This window comes from Sphingomonas sp. BK069 (genome assembly GCF_014193405.1).
In the GTDB taxonomy this organism is placed as follows: Bacteria; Pseudomonadota; Alphaproteobacteria; order Sphingomonadales; family Sphingomonadaceae; genus Sphingomonas.
Genome location: NZ_JACHZH010000003.1, coordinates 164367 through 177458 on the forward strand (window position 1 = coordinate 164367; position 13092 = coordinate 177458).

The 13092-nt window shown below is 72.2% G+C and carries 11 protein-coding genes; 3 read left to right on the top strand and 8 right to left on the bottom strand.

All coding sequences use genetic code 11. The features are described 5' to 3' along the window. Positions 1-8 precede the first annotated feature (8 nt). Together pheT and FHY02_RS12090 are read left to right on the top strand one after the other, a co-directional pair. Positions 9-2399 carry a phenylalanine--tRNA ligase subunit beta gene (gene pheT, locus FHY02_RS12085; protein ID WP_183922341.1) on the top strand — a complete coding sequence of 797 codons (2391 nt, stop codon included), beginning with the start codon at positions 9-11 and terminating at the stop codon, positions 2397-2399. Beyond that, positions 2392-3267 carry an aldose 1-epimerase family protein gene (locus tag FHY02_RS12090; RefSeq protein ID WP_183922343.1) on the top strand — a complete coding sequence of 292 codons (876 nt, stop codon included), beginning with the start codon at positions 2392-2394 and terminating at the stop codon, positions 3265-3267. The genes pheT and FHY02_RS12090 overlap by 8 nt, the downstream gene beginning before the upstream one ends. A 286-nt stretch (positions 3268-3553) precedes the next feature. Here FHY02_RS12090 and rpoZ read toward each other — a convergent pair whose 3' ends face one another. Next, positions 3554-3898: a DNA-directed RNA polymerase subunit omega gene (gene rpoZ, locus FHY02_RS12095; protein ID WP_183922344.1), complete on the bottom strand. Its 345-nt coding sequence runs from the start codon at positions 3896-3898 to the stop codon at positions 3554-3556. A 149-nt stretch (positions 3899-4047) separates the two neighbouring features. Here rpoZ and FHY02_RS12100 point away from each other — a divergent pair, with 149 nt between their 5' ends. After that, positions 4048-5220 (top strand): phosphatidylserine/phosphatidylglycerophosphate/cardiolipin synthase family protein, encoded by a 1173-nt coding sequence (locus tag FHY02_RS12100; RefSeq protein ID WP_183922346.1) that lies wholly within the window; start codon positions 4048-4050, stop codon positions 5218-5220. A 1-nt stretch (position 5221) separates the two neighbouring features. On the opposite strand, the gene FHY02_RS12105 is transcribed toward FHY02_RS12100, so the two are convergent. The 7 genes from FHY02_RS12105 to epsC form a co-directional block, all read right to left on the bottom strand. Further along, a complete protein-coding gene (locus tag FHY02_RS12105; protein WP_221198613.1) occupies positions 5222-6814 on the bottom strand; it encodes a methyl-accepting chemotaxis protein in 1593 nt (530 codons plus the stop codon). Next, the gene (locus FHY02_RS12110) at positions 6811-7116 is read right to left on the bottom strand and encodes a hypothetical protein (RefSeq protein ID WP_183922349.1); all 306 of its coding nucleotides are present in this window, start codon (positions 7114-7116) and stop codon (positions 6811-6813) included. Before FHY02_RS12110 ends, FHY02_RS12105 begins: the two co-directional genes overlap by 4 nt. 126 nt (positions 7117-7242) lie before the next feature. Continuing rightward, positions 7243-8241, bottom strand: a complete 999-nt coding sequence (locus FHY02_RS12115; RefSeq protein WP_183922351.1) for a 4-hydroxyproline epimerase — start codon at positions 8239-8241, stop codon at positions 7243-7245. 13 nt (positions 8242-8254) lie between these two features. Beyond that, positions 8255-9169, bottom strand: a complete 915-nt coding sequence (locus tag FHY02_RS12120) for a dihydrodipicolinate synthase family protein (RefSeq protein WP_183922353.1) — start codon at positions 9167-9169, stop codon at positions 8255-8257. A 74-nt stretch (positions 9170-9243) separates the two neighbouring features. Further along, positions 9244-11010: a DUF885 family protein gene (locus tag FHY02_RS12125; protein ID WP_311731824.1), complete on the bottom strand. Its 1767-nt coding sequence runs from the start codon at positions 11008-11010 to the stop codon at positions 9244-9246. A gap of 287 nt (positions 11011-11297) precedes the next feature. Continuing rightward, a complete protein-coding gene (locus FHY02_RS12130) occupies positions 11298-12053 on the bottom strand; it encodes a gamma-glutamyl-gamma-aminobutyrate hydrolase family protein (RefSeq protein WP_183922355.1) in 756 nt (251 codons plus the stop codon). A 2-nt stretch (positions 12054-12055) separates the two neighbouring features. Further along, positions 12056-13012 carry a serine O-acetyltransferase EpsC gene (epsC, locus tag FHY02_RS12135; protein WP_183922357.1) on the bottom strand — a complete coding sequence of 319 codons (957 nt, stop codon included), beginning with the start codon at positions 13010-13012 and terminating at the stop codon, positions 12056-12058. Positions 13013-13092: the final 80 nt, after the last annotated feature.

Sequence of the window (13092 nt, forward strand, 5' to 3'; positions counted from 1 at the left end):
ACGAACCGATGAAATTCACGCTCTCCTGGCTCAAGGACCATCTCGACACGAGCGAGTCGCTCGACTCGATCGTCGCCGCGCTCACCCGCGTCGGGCTCGAGGTGGAAGGGGTCGAGAACCCCGCCGCGCGGCTCGGCGGCTTCCGCGTCGCGCGCGTGCTCACCGCCGCGCCGCACCCGCAGGCGGACAAGCTCCAGGTGCTCACGGTCGAGGCCGGCCCCGAGGTCAACGGCGGCGCGCCGCTCCAGGTGGTGTGCGGCGCGCCCAACGCGCGCGCCGGGCTGGTCGGCGTGTTCGGCACCGCGGGCGCGACCGTCCCCGCCAACGGCATGGTACTGCGCGTCGCGGCGATCCGCGGGGTCGAGTCGAACGGCATGATGTGCTCGTCGCGCGAGCTCGAGCTGGGCGACGACCATGACGGCATCATCGAGTTGCCCGCCGACGCTCCGGTCGGCGCGACCTTCGCCGACTACGCCGGGCTCGACGACGCGGTGATCGACGTGTCGGTGACGCCCAACCGCCCCGACTGCATGGGCGTGCGCGGCATCGCGCGCGACCTCGCCGCGGCGGGGCTCGGCACGCTCGTGCCGCTGACCGTGCCGGCGGTACCGGGCGACGGCCCCGGCCCCGACGTGCGGATCGAGGATACCGCGGGCTGCCCCACTTTCTACGCACAGACGGTCGCGGGCCTCATCAACGGCGAGTCGCCGGAGTGGATGCGGCGCCGCCTCCGCGCGATCGGGCAGAAGCCGATCTCTACCCTGGTCGACATCACCAATTACCTCACCGTCGACCTCGGCCGCCCGCTGCACGTCTACGACCGCGCCCGTCTGTCCGGCGCATTGGTCGCGCGCCAGGCGCGCCACGGGGAGACCGTCGAGGCGCTCAACGGCCGGACCTATACACTCGCCGCGGGCATGACCGTGATCGCCGACGATGCGGCGGTGCACGATATCGGCGGCATCATGGGCGGCGCGCACTCGGGCGTGTCGGGGACGACCACCGACGTGATCATCGAATGCGCCTATTTCGCGCCCGACGCGATCGCGCGCACGGGCCAGAAGCTCGCGCTGACCAGCGATGCGCGCCAGCGCTTCGAGCGCGGCGTCGACCCGGCGTTCCTCGATGACGGGCTCGCGATCGCCACCTTCCTCGTGCGGGAATATTGCGGCGGCACCGCCAGCAATGTCACGCGCGTGGGCGCGCCGCCGGTGGCGATGCCGAGCTATGCCTACGACCCGGCACGCGCCGCGACGCTCGGCGGCCTCGACGTACCCGCCGAGCGGCAGCGCGCGATCCTCGAAGCGCTCGGCTTCGCCGTCTCGTCCGACTGGCAGGTCACCCCGCCGACCTGGCGCCCCGACGTCGACGGCACCGCCGACCTGGTCGAGGAGGTGATCCGGATCGAGGGGCTCGACCGTGTGGAATCGGTGGCGCTGCCCCGCTTGTCCGGCGTCGCGCGCCCGACCGCCACGCCCGAGCAGAAGGTCGAGCGCCGCGTCCGCCGCGCCGCCGCGGCGCGCGGGCTCGACGAGGCGGTGACGTGGAGCTTCGTCGCGGAGCGCCACGCCGCGGTGTTCGGCGGCGGCGCCTGGACGCTCGCCAACCCGATCAGCGAGGAGCTCAAGGTGATGCGGCCCTCGCTGCTCCCCGGCCTGCTCGCCGCGGCCGAGCGCAACCTGCGTCAGGGCAGCGACGGCGTGCGGCTGTTCGAGCTGGGCCGGCGCTACCTGGCGAAGGACGGCGCGCCGCACGAGCGCGCCACGCTCGGCATCGTGCTCGCGGGCGACCGCCGCGCGCGCGGCTGGCGCGACGGCAAGGCCGCCGGCTTCGACGCCTATGACGCCAAGGCGGAGGCGCTGGCGCTGCTCGCCGCGGCGGGGGCGCCGGTCGACAATCTCCAGGTGATGGGCGAGGCGGGCGACGCTTTCCACCCCGGTCGCTCGGGGACGCTGCGGCTCGGTCCCAAGACGGTGCTGGCGGCGTTCGGCGCGGTCCATCCCGCGGTGCTGCGCGCCTTCGACCTGTCCGGCCCGGTCGCCGCGGTCGAGCTGTACCTCGACTCGCTGCCGGCGAAGCGCGGCACGGGTTTCATGCGTCCGGCCTATGCGCCACCCGCGCTCCAGCCGGTGCGCCGCGACTTCGCCTTCCTCGCCCCCGTCGCGCTTGCCGCCGAGGCGCTGGCGCGCGCCGCCAAGGGCGCCGACAAGGCCGCGATCGTGCGTGCGCGCGTGTTCGACGTCTTCACCGGCACGGGCGTGCCCGAGGGGCAGAAGTCGGTCGCGCTGGAAGTGGTGCTCCAGCCCGGCGAGAAGAGTTTCACCGACGCCGAGCTCAAGGCGATCGCCGACAAGGTGGTCGCCGCGGCGGGCAAATTGGGAGCAACCCTGCGTGGCTGAGTGGATCCGACTGTCGAACGGGATGCTGGGCGCGGCGATCGACCCGCACGGCGCGCAGCTCTCGTCGCTGACCGACGCCGACGGGCGCGAGCTGATGACCGACGCCGACCCACGCTTCTGGAACGGGCGCGCGCCGATCCTCTTCCCGGTGGTGGGCGCGCCCTCGGGCGAGACCATCCGCGTCGACGGCGTCGACTATCCGATGCGCAAGCACGGCTTCGCGCGGCGCAGCGACTTCGCGGTGATCGAGGCGACGCCGACGCGTGCGGTGTTCGCGCTGACCGACGATGCCGCGACGCGCGCGCGCTACCCTTTCGCCTTCCGGCTCGAGCTCGCCTTCGCGCTCGAGGGCGCGACGCTGGCGATCGAGGCGACCATCGCCAACCCCGCGGACGTGCCGCTGCCGGCGAGCTTCGGCTTCCACCCCGCCTTCGCCTGGCCGCTGCCTTATGGCCAGGCGCGCGGCGATCACCGCATCGTCTTCGCGGCGGACGAGCCCGCGCGGCTGCGCAGCATCGCCGCCGACGGCACGATCGCGGCGGCAACGGTGCCCTCCCCGCTCGACGGGCGCGTGCTACGGCTCGACGACGCGCTGTTCGCGCATGATGCGCTGGTGTGGGACGAGATACACTCGCAGTCGGTCCACTACGGCGCCGAGGCGGGCCCGCAGCTCGAGATCGCTTTCCCCGACACGCCCAAGCTGGGGATCTGGACCAAGCCGGGGGCGGCGTTCGTCTGCGTCGAGCCGTGGCACGGCATCGCCGACCCCGAGGGCTACACCGGCGAGTATCGCGACAAGCCCGGCGTGTTCGAGGTGGCGCCCGGCGGCGAGAAGCGCATCACGATGAGCGTGACGTTGGTGGGGTAAGAGGGGGCGCCGTACCCGCTCCCCTCTACTAGCGTCATCCTGAACTCGTTTCAGGATCAACGGAGCCGCGTTCTCAGCGGTGGCGGTTCGTGCCGGGCGGTGGATCCTGAAACGAATTCAGGATGACGCCAGAACGAAGACAGAGTGACCTTCCTGCCGTCGACGCCACTTAGCGGCTTATCTGACAAGGTCGTCCCGTCATCCGGCGCACGCCGGCACGGGAGCCAGCGCCCGTCACCCCCGCACCCCTGCCCGCGCAGGAGCACAGGCAAGGCGACGGAACGCCTCAGCCGTCGTAGTCGGCGCCGAGGTTCTGGTTGCGCGGCGGGGCGACCGCGGTGAGGCGCAGCGCTTCGGCCGAGGCGGCGAGGCTGCCGATCGCGTCGGCCTCTTCCTCGTCGTCGATCTGGACGCGCTGCAGGCTCTGCACCACCGACTCGTGGAGCTCGTCGGGCTTGACCGTCTCCTCGGCGATCTCGCGCAGCGCGACCACCGGGTTCTTGTCGCGATCGCGGTCGATCGTCAGCTCGGCACCGCCCGACACCTGCCGCGCGCGCTGGGCGGCGAGCAGGACGAGATCGAAGCGGTTCGGGATCTTGTCGACGCAATCCTCGACGGTGACGCGCGCCATCGCGTATCCTCTTGTCGTAAACTTCAGGGAAGGATGGGCATCTAGTCGAGCACCGGCCAGCCGTCAAGGAAGCGGCGCCCTCCGCCTTCACCCCGCGCCGGGGCAGCGGTGCGCTTGCCCGCCGCGGCGCGACCCGCCATCTGAGGGCGATGGATGACGCTCCCGCCCAGCCGACGTTCACCGTCGAGGGCAACCGCCTGACGTTGCTCGACACCGGCCCGCGCCGGCTGGAAGGGCTGATCGCGCTGATCGACGGCGCGCGCCGCTCGCTGCGCGTGCTCTACTACATCTACGCCGACGATGAATCGGGGCGCCGCGTCAACGCCGCGCTCACCGCCGCGGCGGGGCGCGGCGTGCGTGTCGCGCTGATCGTCGACGGCTTCGGCAGCGACGACGCCGATCCCGACTTCTTCGCGCCGCTGGAGCGCGCCGGCGTGTCGGTGTGCCGTTTCTCGCCGCGGCTGGGGCGACGCTATCTGCTGCGCAACCACCAGAAGCTCGCGCTCGCCGACGCCGAGACCGATGACGCACGGATCATCATCGGCGGCTTCAACATCGAGGACGATTATTTCGGCACGCCGCGCGAGCAGGCGTGGCGCGACCTCGGCCTGCTGCTCGAGGGCCCCGCCGCGGCGCGGATGGCGGGCTATTTCGACGCGCTGGAGCAGGGCATCCACGGGCGCAGCCGGGTGCGCCGGCTCAACCGCGCGCTGGCGCGCTGGAGCGAGAGCGACGGCAGGCTGCGCTGGCTGATCGGCGGCCCCACGCGCGAGCTGTCGCCCTGGGCGCGCGCGATCCGCGACGACATGCGGCGCGCGACCCGCATTGACGTGATCGCGGGCTATTTCACGCCGAGCCCGACGCTGCTGCGCGCGCTCGACCGCGCCGGCCGCCGTGCCGCCGCGGTGCGCGTCGTCACCGCGTCCAAGTCGGACAACAATGTGACGATCGCGGCGGCGCGCTTCACCTATGCGGGGCTGCTGCGCCGCGGCGTGCGCGTGTTCGAATATGCCGCGACGAAGCTGCACACCAAATTGTACGTGGTCGACGACGCCACCTGGATCGGCAGCGCCAACCTCGACATGCGCAGCCTGTTCATCAACCTCGAGCTGATGCTGCGGATCGACGATCCGGCCTTCGCGGCGCACGCGCGCGCCTATGTCGAGGGCGAGATCGCGCAATCCAACGAGGTGACGCCCGAGGCCTATCGCGCCGCGACCGGCTGGTGGCAGCGCGGCAAGCAGCTGGTCGCCTATGCGCTCACCGCGGTGGCCGATCCGGCGATCTCGCGCGGGCTCAACTGGGGGATCGACGAGGGCTGAGTCACGCGGCGCGGCGCGGCGTCTCGCCCTTGAGGAAACCGACGAAGCGCTCGGTCGCACCGTCGAGCGCGCGCGCGCTGGCGGCGAGCTCGCCCGCGCTGCCGCGCACCGTCTGCGACAGCGACGCGGTGGAGCGTACCGCGGCGGCGACCTCGTCGATGCGACGCTCGATCAGCTCGGCGCCGCTCGCCGTGCGGGTCGCGCCCGCCTCGATCCCGGCGGCGAGCTGACGCTGGTCCGACACCGAGGCCGCGATCCCGCCCGCCGCGCTCGACACTTGCGCCACCGCCATATCGGCGCGGGTCAGCGCCGCGGCGGCGTCGCCCACGCCCGCGAAGATCGCGCCGAGCAGGGCGCTGATGCGGTCGCTCGCGCGCGTCGAGTCGGCGGCGAGGGAACGCACCTCGCCTGCGACCACGGCGAAGCCGCGCCCCGCCTCGCCCGCGCGCGCCGCCTCGATCGTCGCGTTGAGCGCAAGCAGGTTGGTCTTCTCGGCGATGTCGCGGATGTCGCCGACGAGCTGCCCGATGCGCTGGCCGTGCTCCTCGAGCTCGCCGATGCGGCCGACGCCGCTGCCCGCCGCCGCCTGCGCCACCGCGGTGAGCGCGCTCTGCTGGTCGGCCGAGTCGGCGATGGCACGGATCGAGCCACCGAGATCGCGGATCGAATCGGCGACGTGGCGGATCTGCGCGGTCGCCTCGACCGCCTCGCTCGCCACCGCCGCGGCCTGCATTCCGGCCCCCGCGGCGAGATCGTCGAGCGCGATCGAGGAGCGCTCGAGCTGCCCCGCCGCGCTGCCGATCGCGCGCACCACCTGCGCCACCGAACCCTCGAACGCCTCGGCGACGGCGAGCAGCTCGTCGCGCCGCCGCGACGCCGCGTCCTGCTCGACGCCGCGCAGCCGCGCGCGCTCGGCCGCGGCGGCGTCCCCGGCGGCGCGCGCCTGACGCAGCGCCTCGGTCGCGGTGGCGCGCGCCTGCTCGGCGGTGGCGCGCGCCTCGTCGGCCTCCGCGACCAGCACGCGGCTGTGCTCGAGCGAGAGCCGCTGGCGTTCGAGCAGCCGCTCGAGCGCGCCCGTCACCAGCCACAGCACGCCTGCCTGCATCACCACCGCCAGCGCGTGGACCAGCACGCGGCCGAGCCGCCCCTCGCCCGCGAACACCCAGGCCGGCGCGAACCATTCGAGCAGCAGGTGGTGGAGCGCGATCAGCCCCGCGGCGAAGACGATCGGCCGCCAGTCGCACAGCACCACCAGCGCGGCGAGCGCGACGAAGAAGAACATGTGCCCGTCCATCTGCCAGGGATGGCCCTCGAGCACATAGACCAGCAGCGCGGGGGCGGTGGCGGCGAGCGTCCCCGCGATAGTGCGCGCCTGGGCGTCGGTGCGACCCTTGATGGCGAGCCAGGTCGGCGCAGCGGTGAGGGCGATCCCCGCGCCGAGCACGACCGGATCGATCGCGCCGGTGAGCGCCAGCTGGATCACCGCCACCGCCGCGAGCGCGACCCAGCCGAGCGCGGCGATCAGCCGCATGCCGAGAAGGCGCATCTGCTCGAGCGTCAGCGTGTCGAGCACGCGCCAGCCGATCACGGTCATGCCCTCACTCCGATGGCGTCGCCGCACAGCGGCGAGGGTGCGGCGAGCAGCAGCGCGTCGCCGAGGCGCAGCCGCGCCTTGATCCGGTCGCGCGCGCCGCGCACCACCAGGCTTCGTCCCGGCCCGCGCCCGACCAGCCGCGCGTCGGCGGCGAGCGCGGCCGAGGCGAGCATGCCCGGAGCGGCGGCGATCGGCACCAGCAGCAGCGTCCCCTCGGCCGGCGGTCGCAGCGCCAGCACCAGCAGCACCGCCGCGAAGAGCACGCCGTGAAGCAGCAGCGGGATCGGGAGACGGCGCGTCATGCCAACTGTCTAGGCGACGATCGTTAACGCCTCGTTTCCCTCACATAGGTTACCGCCGCCCCGCGTCGCTGAGCGCGCGGGTGTCGCGGCCTCGCGGTCGCGCCAGAGCGACGCCGGCGCTCCCCCTCATGTTACCTGGAACCCGGCCCAGAATGGGTCGGCGCGGTCGATCCAGATCGTGTTGAAGCCAGTAGCGACCGCCGATCCCTCGATCGAGGGGACGATCGCGGGCACGTCGCCCAGCGTCGTCGCCGCTTCGACCCGGCCGATGAAGCGGCTGCCGATATAGCTCTCGTGGACGAAGCGGTCACCGACCTTGAGGTCGCCGCGGTCGGCGAGATGCGCCAGTCGCGCCGAGGTGCCGGTGCCGCAGGGCGAGCGGTCGATCGCCTTGTCGCCGTAGAACACCGCGTTGCGCCCGTTGGCGTCGTTGCCGCGCGGGCGGTCGGCCCAGAGCACGTGGCTGACCCCGCGGATCGTCGGGTCGAGCGGGTGGACCGGCTCGACCTTCTCACGCACCGCGGCGCGTACCAGCCGCGAGGCCGCGATCAGCCGATCCGCGCCCATCGCGTCGAGCCCCGCATAGCCCCCCTGCGGCTCGACGATCGCGTAATAATTGCCGCCGTAGGAGACGTCGACGCGAAGCCGCCCGAGCCCGGCCACCTCCACCTCGACCCCGTGCGCCGCGACATAGCTCGGCACGTTGGTGATGCGGACCGAGGTCACCTTCTCGCCCGCGACCGCATAAGCGATGTCGATCACGCCGGCGGGCACCTCGACCCGAAGCCGCCCCGGCGTGGTCGGCTGGATCAGCCCGTGCTCCAGCCCGAAGGTGATGATCCCGATCGTACCGTGGCCGCACATCGGCAGGCAGCCGCTCGTCTCGATGAACAGGATACCCACGTCGGCGTCGGCGGTGGTGGGCGGGTAGAGGAAGCCACCCGACATCATGTCGTGCCCGCGCGGCTCGAAGCAGAGCCCGGTGCGGATCCAGTCGTAGCGGGCGAGAAAATCCTGCCGGCGCTCGGACATGGAGGCGCCGCGCAGCAGCGGCGCGCCCCCGGCGACGAGTCGCACCGGGTTGCCCGCGGTATGGCCGTCGACGCAGAAGAAGGTGTGGCGCATGACGCGAAGGCTATCAGGCCGCGGCGGGCGGCGACAAGCTCGGGCGCGTCGCGGCGGCGCGCTCGACCAGCGCGATCACCTCGGCGCGGCGCGCGCCGGTGAGCACGTAGCGCGGCGGCAGCACGCGCTCCGAGCCGCGCCCCATCACCTGCTCGGCCAGCTTGATCGACTGGACCAGGTCGTGCTCGGCGTCGAGGTGGAGCAAGGGCATGAACCAGCGGTAGATCTCGAGCGCCTTGGCGTGATCCCCGCGCTCGACCGCCGCGACCAGCTCCACCGACTCCCTGGGAAAGGCGTTGGTCAGCCCCGAGACCCACCCCCGCGCGCCGAGATACAGCCCCTCTAGCGCGACGTCGTCGAGGCCAGCGAACAGCACGTAGCGGTCGCCGAGATCGTTGCGGAAATCGGTGAAGCGGCGCGTGTCGGGCGCCGATTCCTTCACCGCGACGATGTTCTCCACCGGCACCAGTTGCTCGAGGACGTAGCGGTCGATCACGGTGCGATACGCCGGGGGGTTGTTGTACAGCATGATCGGCAGCGCGGTGCGCTCCGCCACGCCGCGGAAATGCGCCACCAGCTCGTCGGGCTTGGGGACGTAGACCATTGGCGGCAGCAGCATCAGCCCGTCCGCCCCGGCCTTCTCCGCGGCCTGGGCGTAGCGCACCGCGCGGCGCGTATCATATTCGGAGACGCCGGTGAGCACGGGCACGCGCCCCTTCACGACCTCGACGATGGCGGAGAGCACCGACACCTTCTCGTCGTGATCGAGCGAGTTGTTCTCGCCCACCGTGCCCAGCGCGATGATCCCGGTGACGCCGTCGCGGATCAGCTCGTCGACGACGCGCTGGGTGTCGGCGAGGTCGAGCGTGAGATCCTCGCGCACCTGGGTCGTCACCGCCGGGAACACACCCTTCCAACCGATCGCCATCGTCGACATCGCCTTCACGTCCGTTTTCAGGTAGATCGTATACTAAGTATAATATGTAAGTGCAACCTGTCCCACTACTCTTCGTCGGGATAGGGGCCGCGACCATCGTCGCGGATCAGCTGGTCGACGCGGCGATCGATCTCACTTACCGGCACGGAGCCGAGCGCCAGCACCGCATCGTGGAAGGCCTTCACGTTGAACTTCGGGCCGAGCCTCTGCTCGGCGCGCGCGCGGGCGCGCTGGATCGCGAGCTGGCCGGTGTAATAGCTCAGCGCCTGCCCGGGCCAGGAGATGTAGCGATCGACCTCGGTGGTGACCTCGTGGTCGGACAGCGCGGTGTTATCGCGCAGATAGGCCTGGGCGCGCTCGCGGCTCCAGCCCATCGCGTGGATGCCGGTATCGACCACCAGCCGCGACGCGCGCCACGCCTGGTAGCTGAGCATGCCGAAGAGATCATAGGGCGTCTCATACATCCCCATCTCCTCGCCCAGCGTCTCGCAGTAGAGCGCCCAGCCCTCGCCGTAGACCGACAGGTAGGTGTCGCGGCGGAACGGCGGCAGGTCCTTGTTCTCGGCGGCGAGCGGCATCTGGAAGGCGTGCCCCGGCGCGCTCTCGTGCAGCGTCAGCGCGGGCAGCGCGTAGAGCGAGCGCGCGGGCAGGTCGTAGGTGTTGACGAGGTACACGCCCGGCCCGCCGCGCCCCGCGGTGTAGAAGGGCGCGACGTCGGCGGGAACCGGCCGGATCGCGAAGCGGCTGCGCGGCAGCCGGCCGAAATAGCGCGAGGCCTTGCCGTCGAAGGTCTTGGCGATCCACGCCGCGCGATCGAGCAGCTGCTGCGGCGCGGTCGCGTAGAAGCGCGGATCGGTGCGCAGGAAGGTGAGAAAGGCGGGCAGGTCGCCCTGGAACTTCACCTGTGCCATCACCTGGAGCATGCGCGCGCGGATCTTGGCGATCTCGGCGAGCCCGATCGCGTGCACCTGCTCGGGGGTCTGCGGCAGCGTCGTATATTCCGCGACCTTGGACTGATAATAGGCCCGGCCGTCGGGGAGGTCAGCGGCGGCGAGCGTGGTGCGCGCGCCGGGAACATATTCCGTGCGCAGGAAGGCGAGCAGTCTGCGATGCGCGGGGACGACCGAGTCGCGGATCGCCGCCTCGCCGTCGCGGCGTAGCTCGGCCTGGGTTGTGGCCGGAATCTGCCTCGGCATGGTGACGAAGGGTGCGTAGAAGGGATTGTCCGCGATCGTCCTGGCCTCGACCACCTGCGCCACGCCGATGTCGCGCCCTGCCAGCGTCACCCGGGGCGGGGTGAAGCCGCGCCGGAGGCCGGCGCGCATCGCGGCGATCTGCTGGTCGAAATAGCGCGGCAGCTCGCCCAGCATCGACAGATAGGCGCGATACTCCTTCTCGTTCGCCAGCGGGTCGCGGGCCGACGCGGCGACGTCGCCCCAGAAGCTGGTGTCGGCGGTGAGCGGCATCTCATAGTCGCGGAAGCGCTGTTCGTTGAGGAGCGCGTCGATCTGCTGGCGATAGACCGCATAATTGACCTGCTCGGCAAGCGAGAGATCGGCGGGGCGGATCGCGCGCAGCCGCGCCGCGGTGTCCTCCCAGCGCTTCCGCCGCGCCGCCTGGGCCGCGGGGCCGACGTCGGGCAGATGCGCGCGCGCCTCGTGGCGGCTGTCCTCGTCCGCGGCGAGCTGCTGCTGTCGCCAGGTGTATTCCTCGGTGTAGAGCTGGCGCAGCGTCGCGTCGGCACTGCCGCGCGCCGGGGCGGCGAGCGCGGGCGTACAGGATGCCGCCGCCAGCACGGTCGCGCCCAGCAGCGCGGTCCAATAAGTTCTCACATGTCCTCCCCGACCGGCATGATGTCGGCGTAGAGCGCGGCGAGCTTTCCCACACCCTCTTTCTTGCGCTAAGCGCCTGCCGCGTCGCGCGCAGGGCACAGGCGTAGCCCGGCGCTGCCCACCCTCCCGATCATCCCGATCTTGGCTCAGGACCCGCCGCTTGTTCAACAGCCACTTCGTCCGCGGACCGTGGATCCTGAGACGAGCTCAGCCCGACATCAGTGGGCCGAGCGGGAGGCGGCGCCCACGGCCTGTCGCGCGGGAGTGATGATCGCGCCGCTGGCGCCTCAGTTCGCCCGCTCGCCCTCGCCGCGCAGCGCGGCGCCGATCAGCGCGAAGAACGCCTGACTGCCCGCGCTCGAGTCGACGTCCCACTCCGGATGCCATTGCACCGCCAGCACCTCCGCGCCGCAGCCATGCGCCGCGACCGCCTCGATCACGCCGTCGTCGCTCGACCGCGCTTCCACCCGCAACCCGCCGCCGAGCCGCTCGATCGCCTGTTCGTGGACCGAGTGGACGGTCAACTGTCGCTCGCCGGTCGCGCGCGCCAGCTGCCCCCCGGGCGCGAGCTGGACGTCGTGGCGCAGCGTGAACAGCTCGGCATAGTCGCGCTGTGCCCAGCTGCCGCCGCGCAGGTGCCGGCCGCAGCACGGGTCGGCCGAGAGCGAGCCGCCGAACAGCACGTTGATCTCCTGCAGCCCGCGGCAGATGCCGAACACCGGCTTGCCCGCGGCGATCATCGCGTCCGCCAGCGACAGCGCCACCTCGTCGCGCTCCGGGTCGAGCGCCTCGGGCGCGAGGTCGAGCGTGCCGCCGTAACGCGCGGGCGCGACGTGCGAGCGCGAGCCCGTCAGCAGCAGCCCGTCGAGCGGCGCGGCCAGCGCGGCGGCCTCGTTGGCGCCGGTCAGCGCGGGCACCAGCAGCACGGTGGCGCCCGACACCGCGGCGAGCGGGCGGACGAAGCGGCTCGCCACCGCCTGCACGGGGCGATGCGCCACCTCGTTGCAGCACAACACTCCGATCAGCGGCCGCCGCGACGCCATGTTCAGTCTCCCGCCAGTCCGTCGCGCCAGCGCTCGCCGTCGGCAGGCGCGAGCACCTGCGCCACCGGCTGCGCCACAATTCGGCCCGGCGGCACGTCCTCGAGCAGCCAGACGTTGCCGCCGATCATCGCGCCGCGCCCGATCGTCACGCGCCCCAGGATCGTCGCGCCGGCGTAGATCACCACGTCGTCCTCGACGATCGGGTGGCGCGCGTAACGCTCGCGCGGGCGATCGGGCGCGTCGCACAAGGGCGTGCGCGCGCCGAGGGTGACGTGCTGATAGAGCCGCACGCGCTCGCCGATGATCGCGGTCTCGCCGATCACCACGCCGGTGCCGTGGTCGATGAAGAAATGCGCGCCGATCGTCGCGCCCGGATGGATGTCGACCCCGGTGCGCTCATTGGCGATCTCGGAGACCAGCCGCGCGGTGATCGGTGCGCCGAGCTGGTAGAGCGGGTGCGCGATGCGGTGGTGCAGGCTGGCGATCGCGCCGGGGTAGCAGACCAGGATCTCGTCCGCGCTGCGCGCCGCGGGGTCGCCGAGGAAGGCGGCGGCGACGTCGCTGTCGATCAGCCGCCGCACCTCGCCGAGCGTGGCGAGGAACAGCCGCACGATCGTCGCGGGCTGCTCGGGATCGAACGCGCCGCTGCGCGCCTCGGCCTGCCAATAGGCCAGCTCGGCGCCGATCTCGCGCTCGAGCTCGGTCGCGGCGGCGAGCAGTTTGGCGGCGACGAAACCGTCCTCCTCGCCCGCACCGCCGCGATACTGGCCGAGCCGGCGGGGGAAGAGCGCGGCGGCGAGCGTCTCCACCACGCGCTCCAGCGCCGCGCGCGACGGGAAAGTGCGCGCCTCCTCCGACGGGTGGCCGGCACGCCAGTCGTCGCGCGCGCCGCGCAGCGCCAGCACCGCCGCGGCGATCGCCGAGCCCTCACCCGCCCCGCTCGCCGCCCCGTCGCTCATGCCTCGCCTCTCGCCCATTGGTCCGAGCCGCGAGTCATACTCCACCATCCAAGTAGGTGATCCAAGCTTTTCTTGCGCGG

What these genes read in the sequence shown, in the direction of transcription:
- pheT (WP_183922341.1), top strand. Translation starts at nt 9, where the DNA reads ATGAAATTCACGCTCTCCTGGCTCAAGGACCATCTCGACACGAGCGAG.
- rpoZ (WP_183922344.1), bottom strand. Translation starts at nt 3,898, where the DNA reads ATGGCGCGCGTCACCGTCGAGGATTGCGTCGACAAGATCCCGAACCGC.
- FHY02_RS12100 (WP_183922346.1), top strand. Translation starts at nt 4,048, where the DNA reads ATGGATGACGCTCCCGCCCAGCCGACGTTCACCGTCGAGGGCAACCGC.
- FHY02_RS12105 (WP_221198613.1), bottom strand. Translation starts at nt 6,814, where the DNA reads ATGACCGTGATCGGCTGGCGCGTGCTCGACACGCTGACGCTCGAGCAG.
- FHY02_RS12110 (WP_183922349.1), bottom strand. Translation starts at nt 7,116, where the DNA reads ATGACGCGCCGTCTCCCGATCCCGCTGCTGCTTCACGGCGTGCTCTTC.
- FHY02_RS12115 (WP_183922351.1), bottom strand. Translation starts at nt 8,241, where the DNA reads ATGCGCCACACCTTCTTCTGCGTCGACGGCCATACCGCGGGCAACCCG.
- FHY02_RS12120 (WP_183922353.1), bottom strand. Translation starts at nt 9,169, where the DNA reads ATGGCGATCGGTTGGAAGGGTGTGTTCCCGGCGGTGACGACCCAGGTG.
- FHY02_RS12130 (WP_183922355.1), bottom strand. Translation starts at nt 12,053, where the DNA reads ATGGCGTCGCGGCGGCCGCTGATCGGAGTGTTGTGCTGCAACGAGGTG.
- epsC (WP_183922357.1), bottom strand. Translation starts at nt 13,012, where the DNA reads ATGAGCGACGGGGCGGCGAGCGGGGCGGGTGAGGGCTCGGCGATCGCC.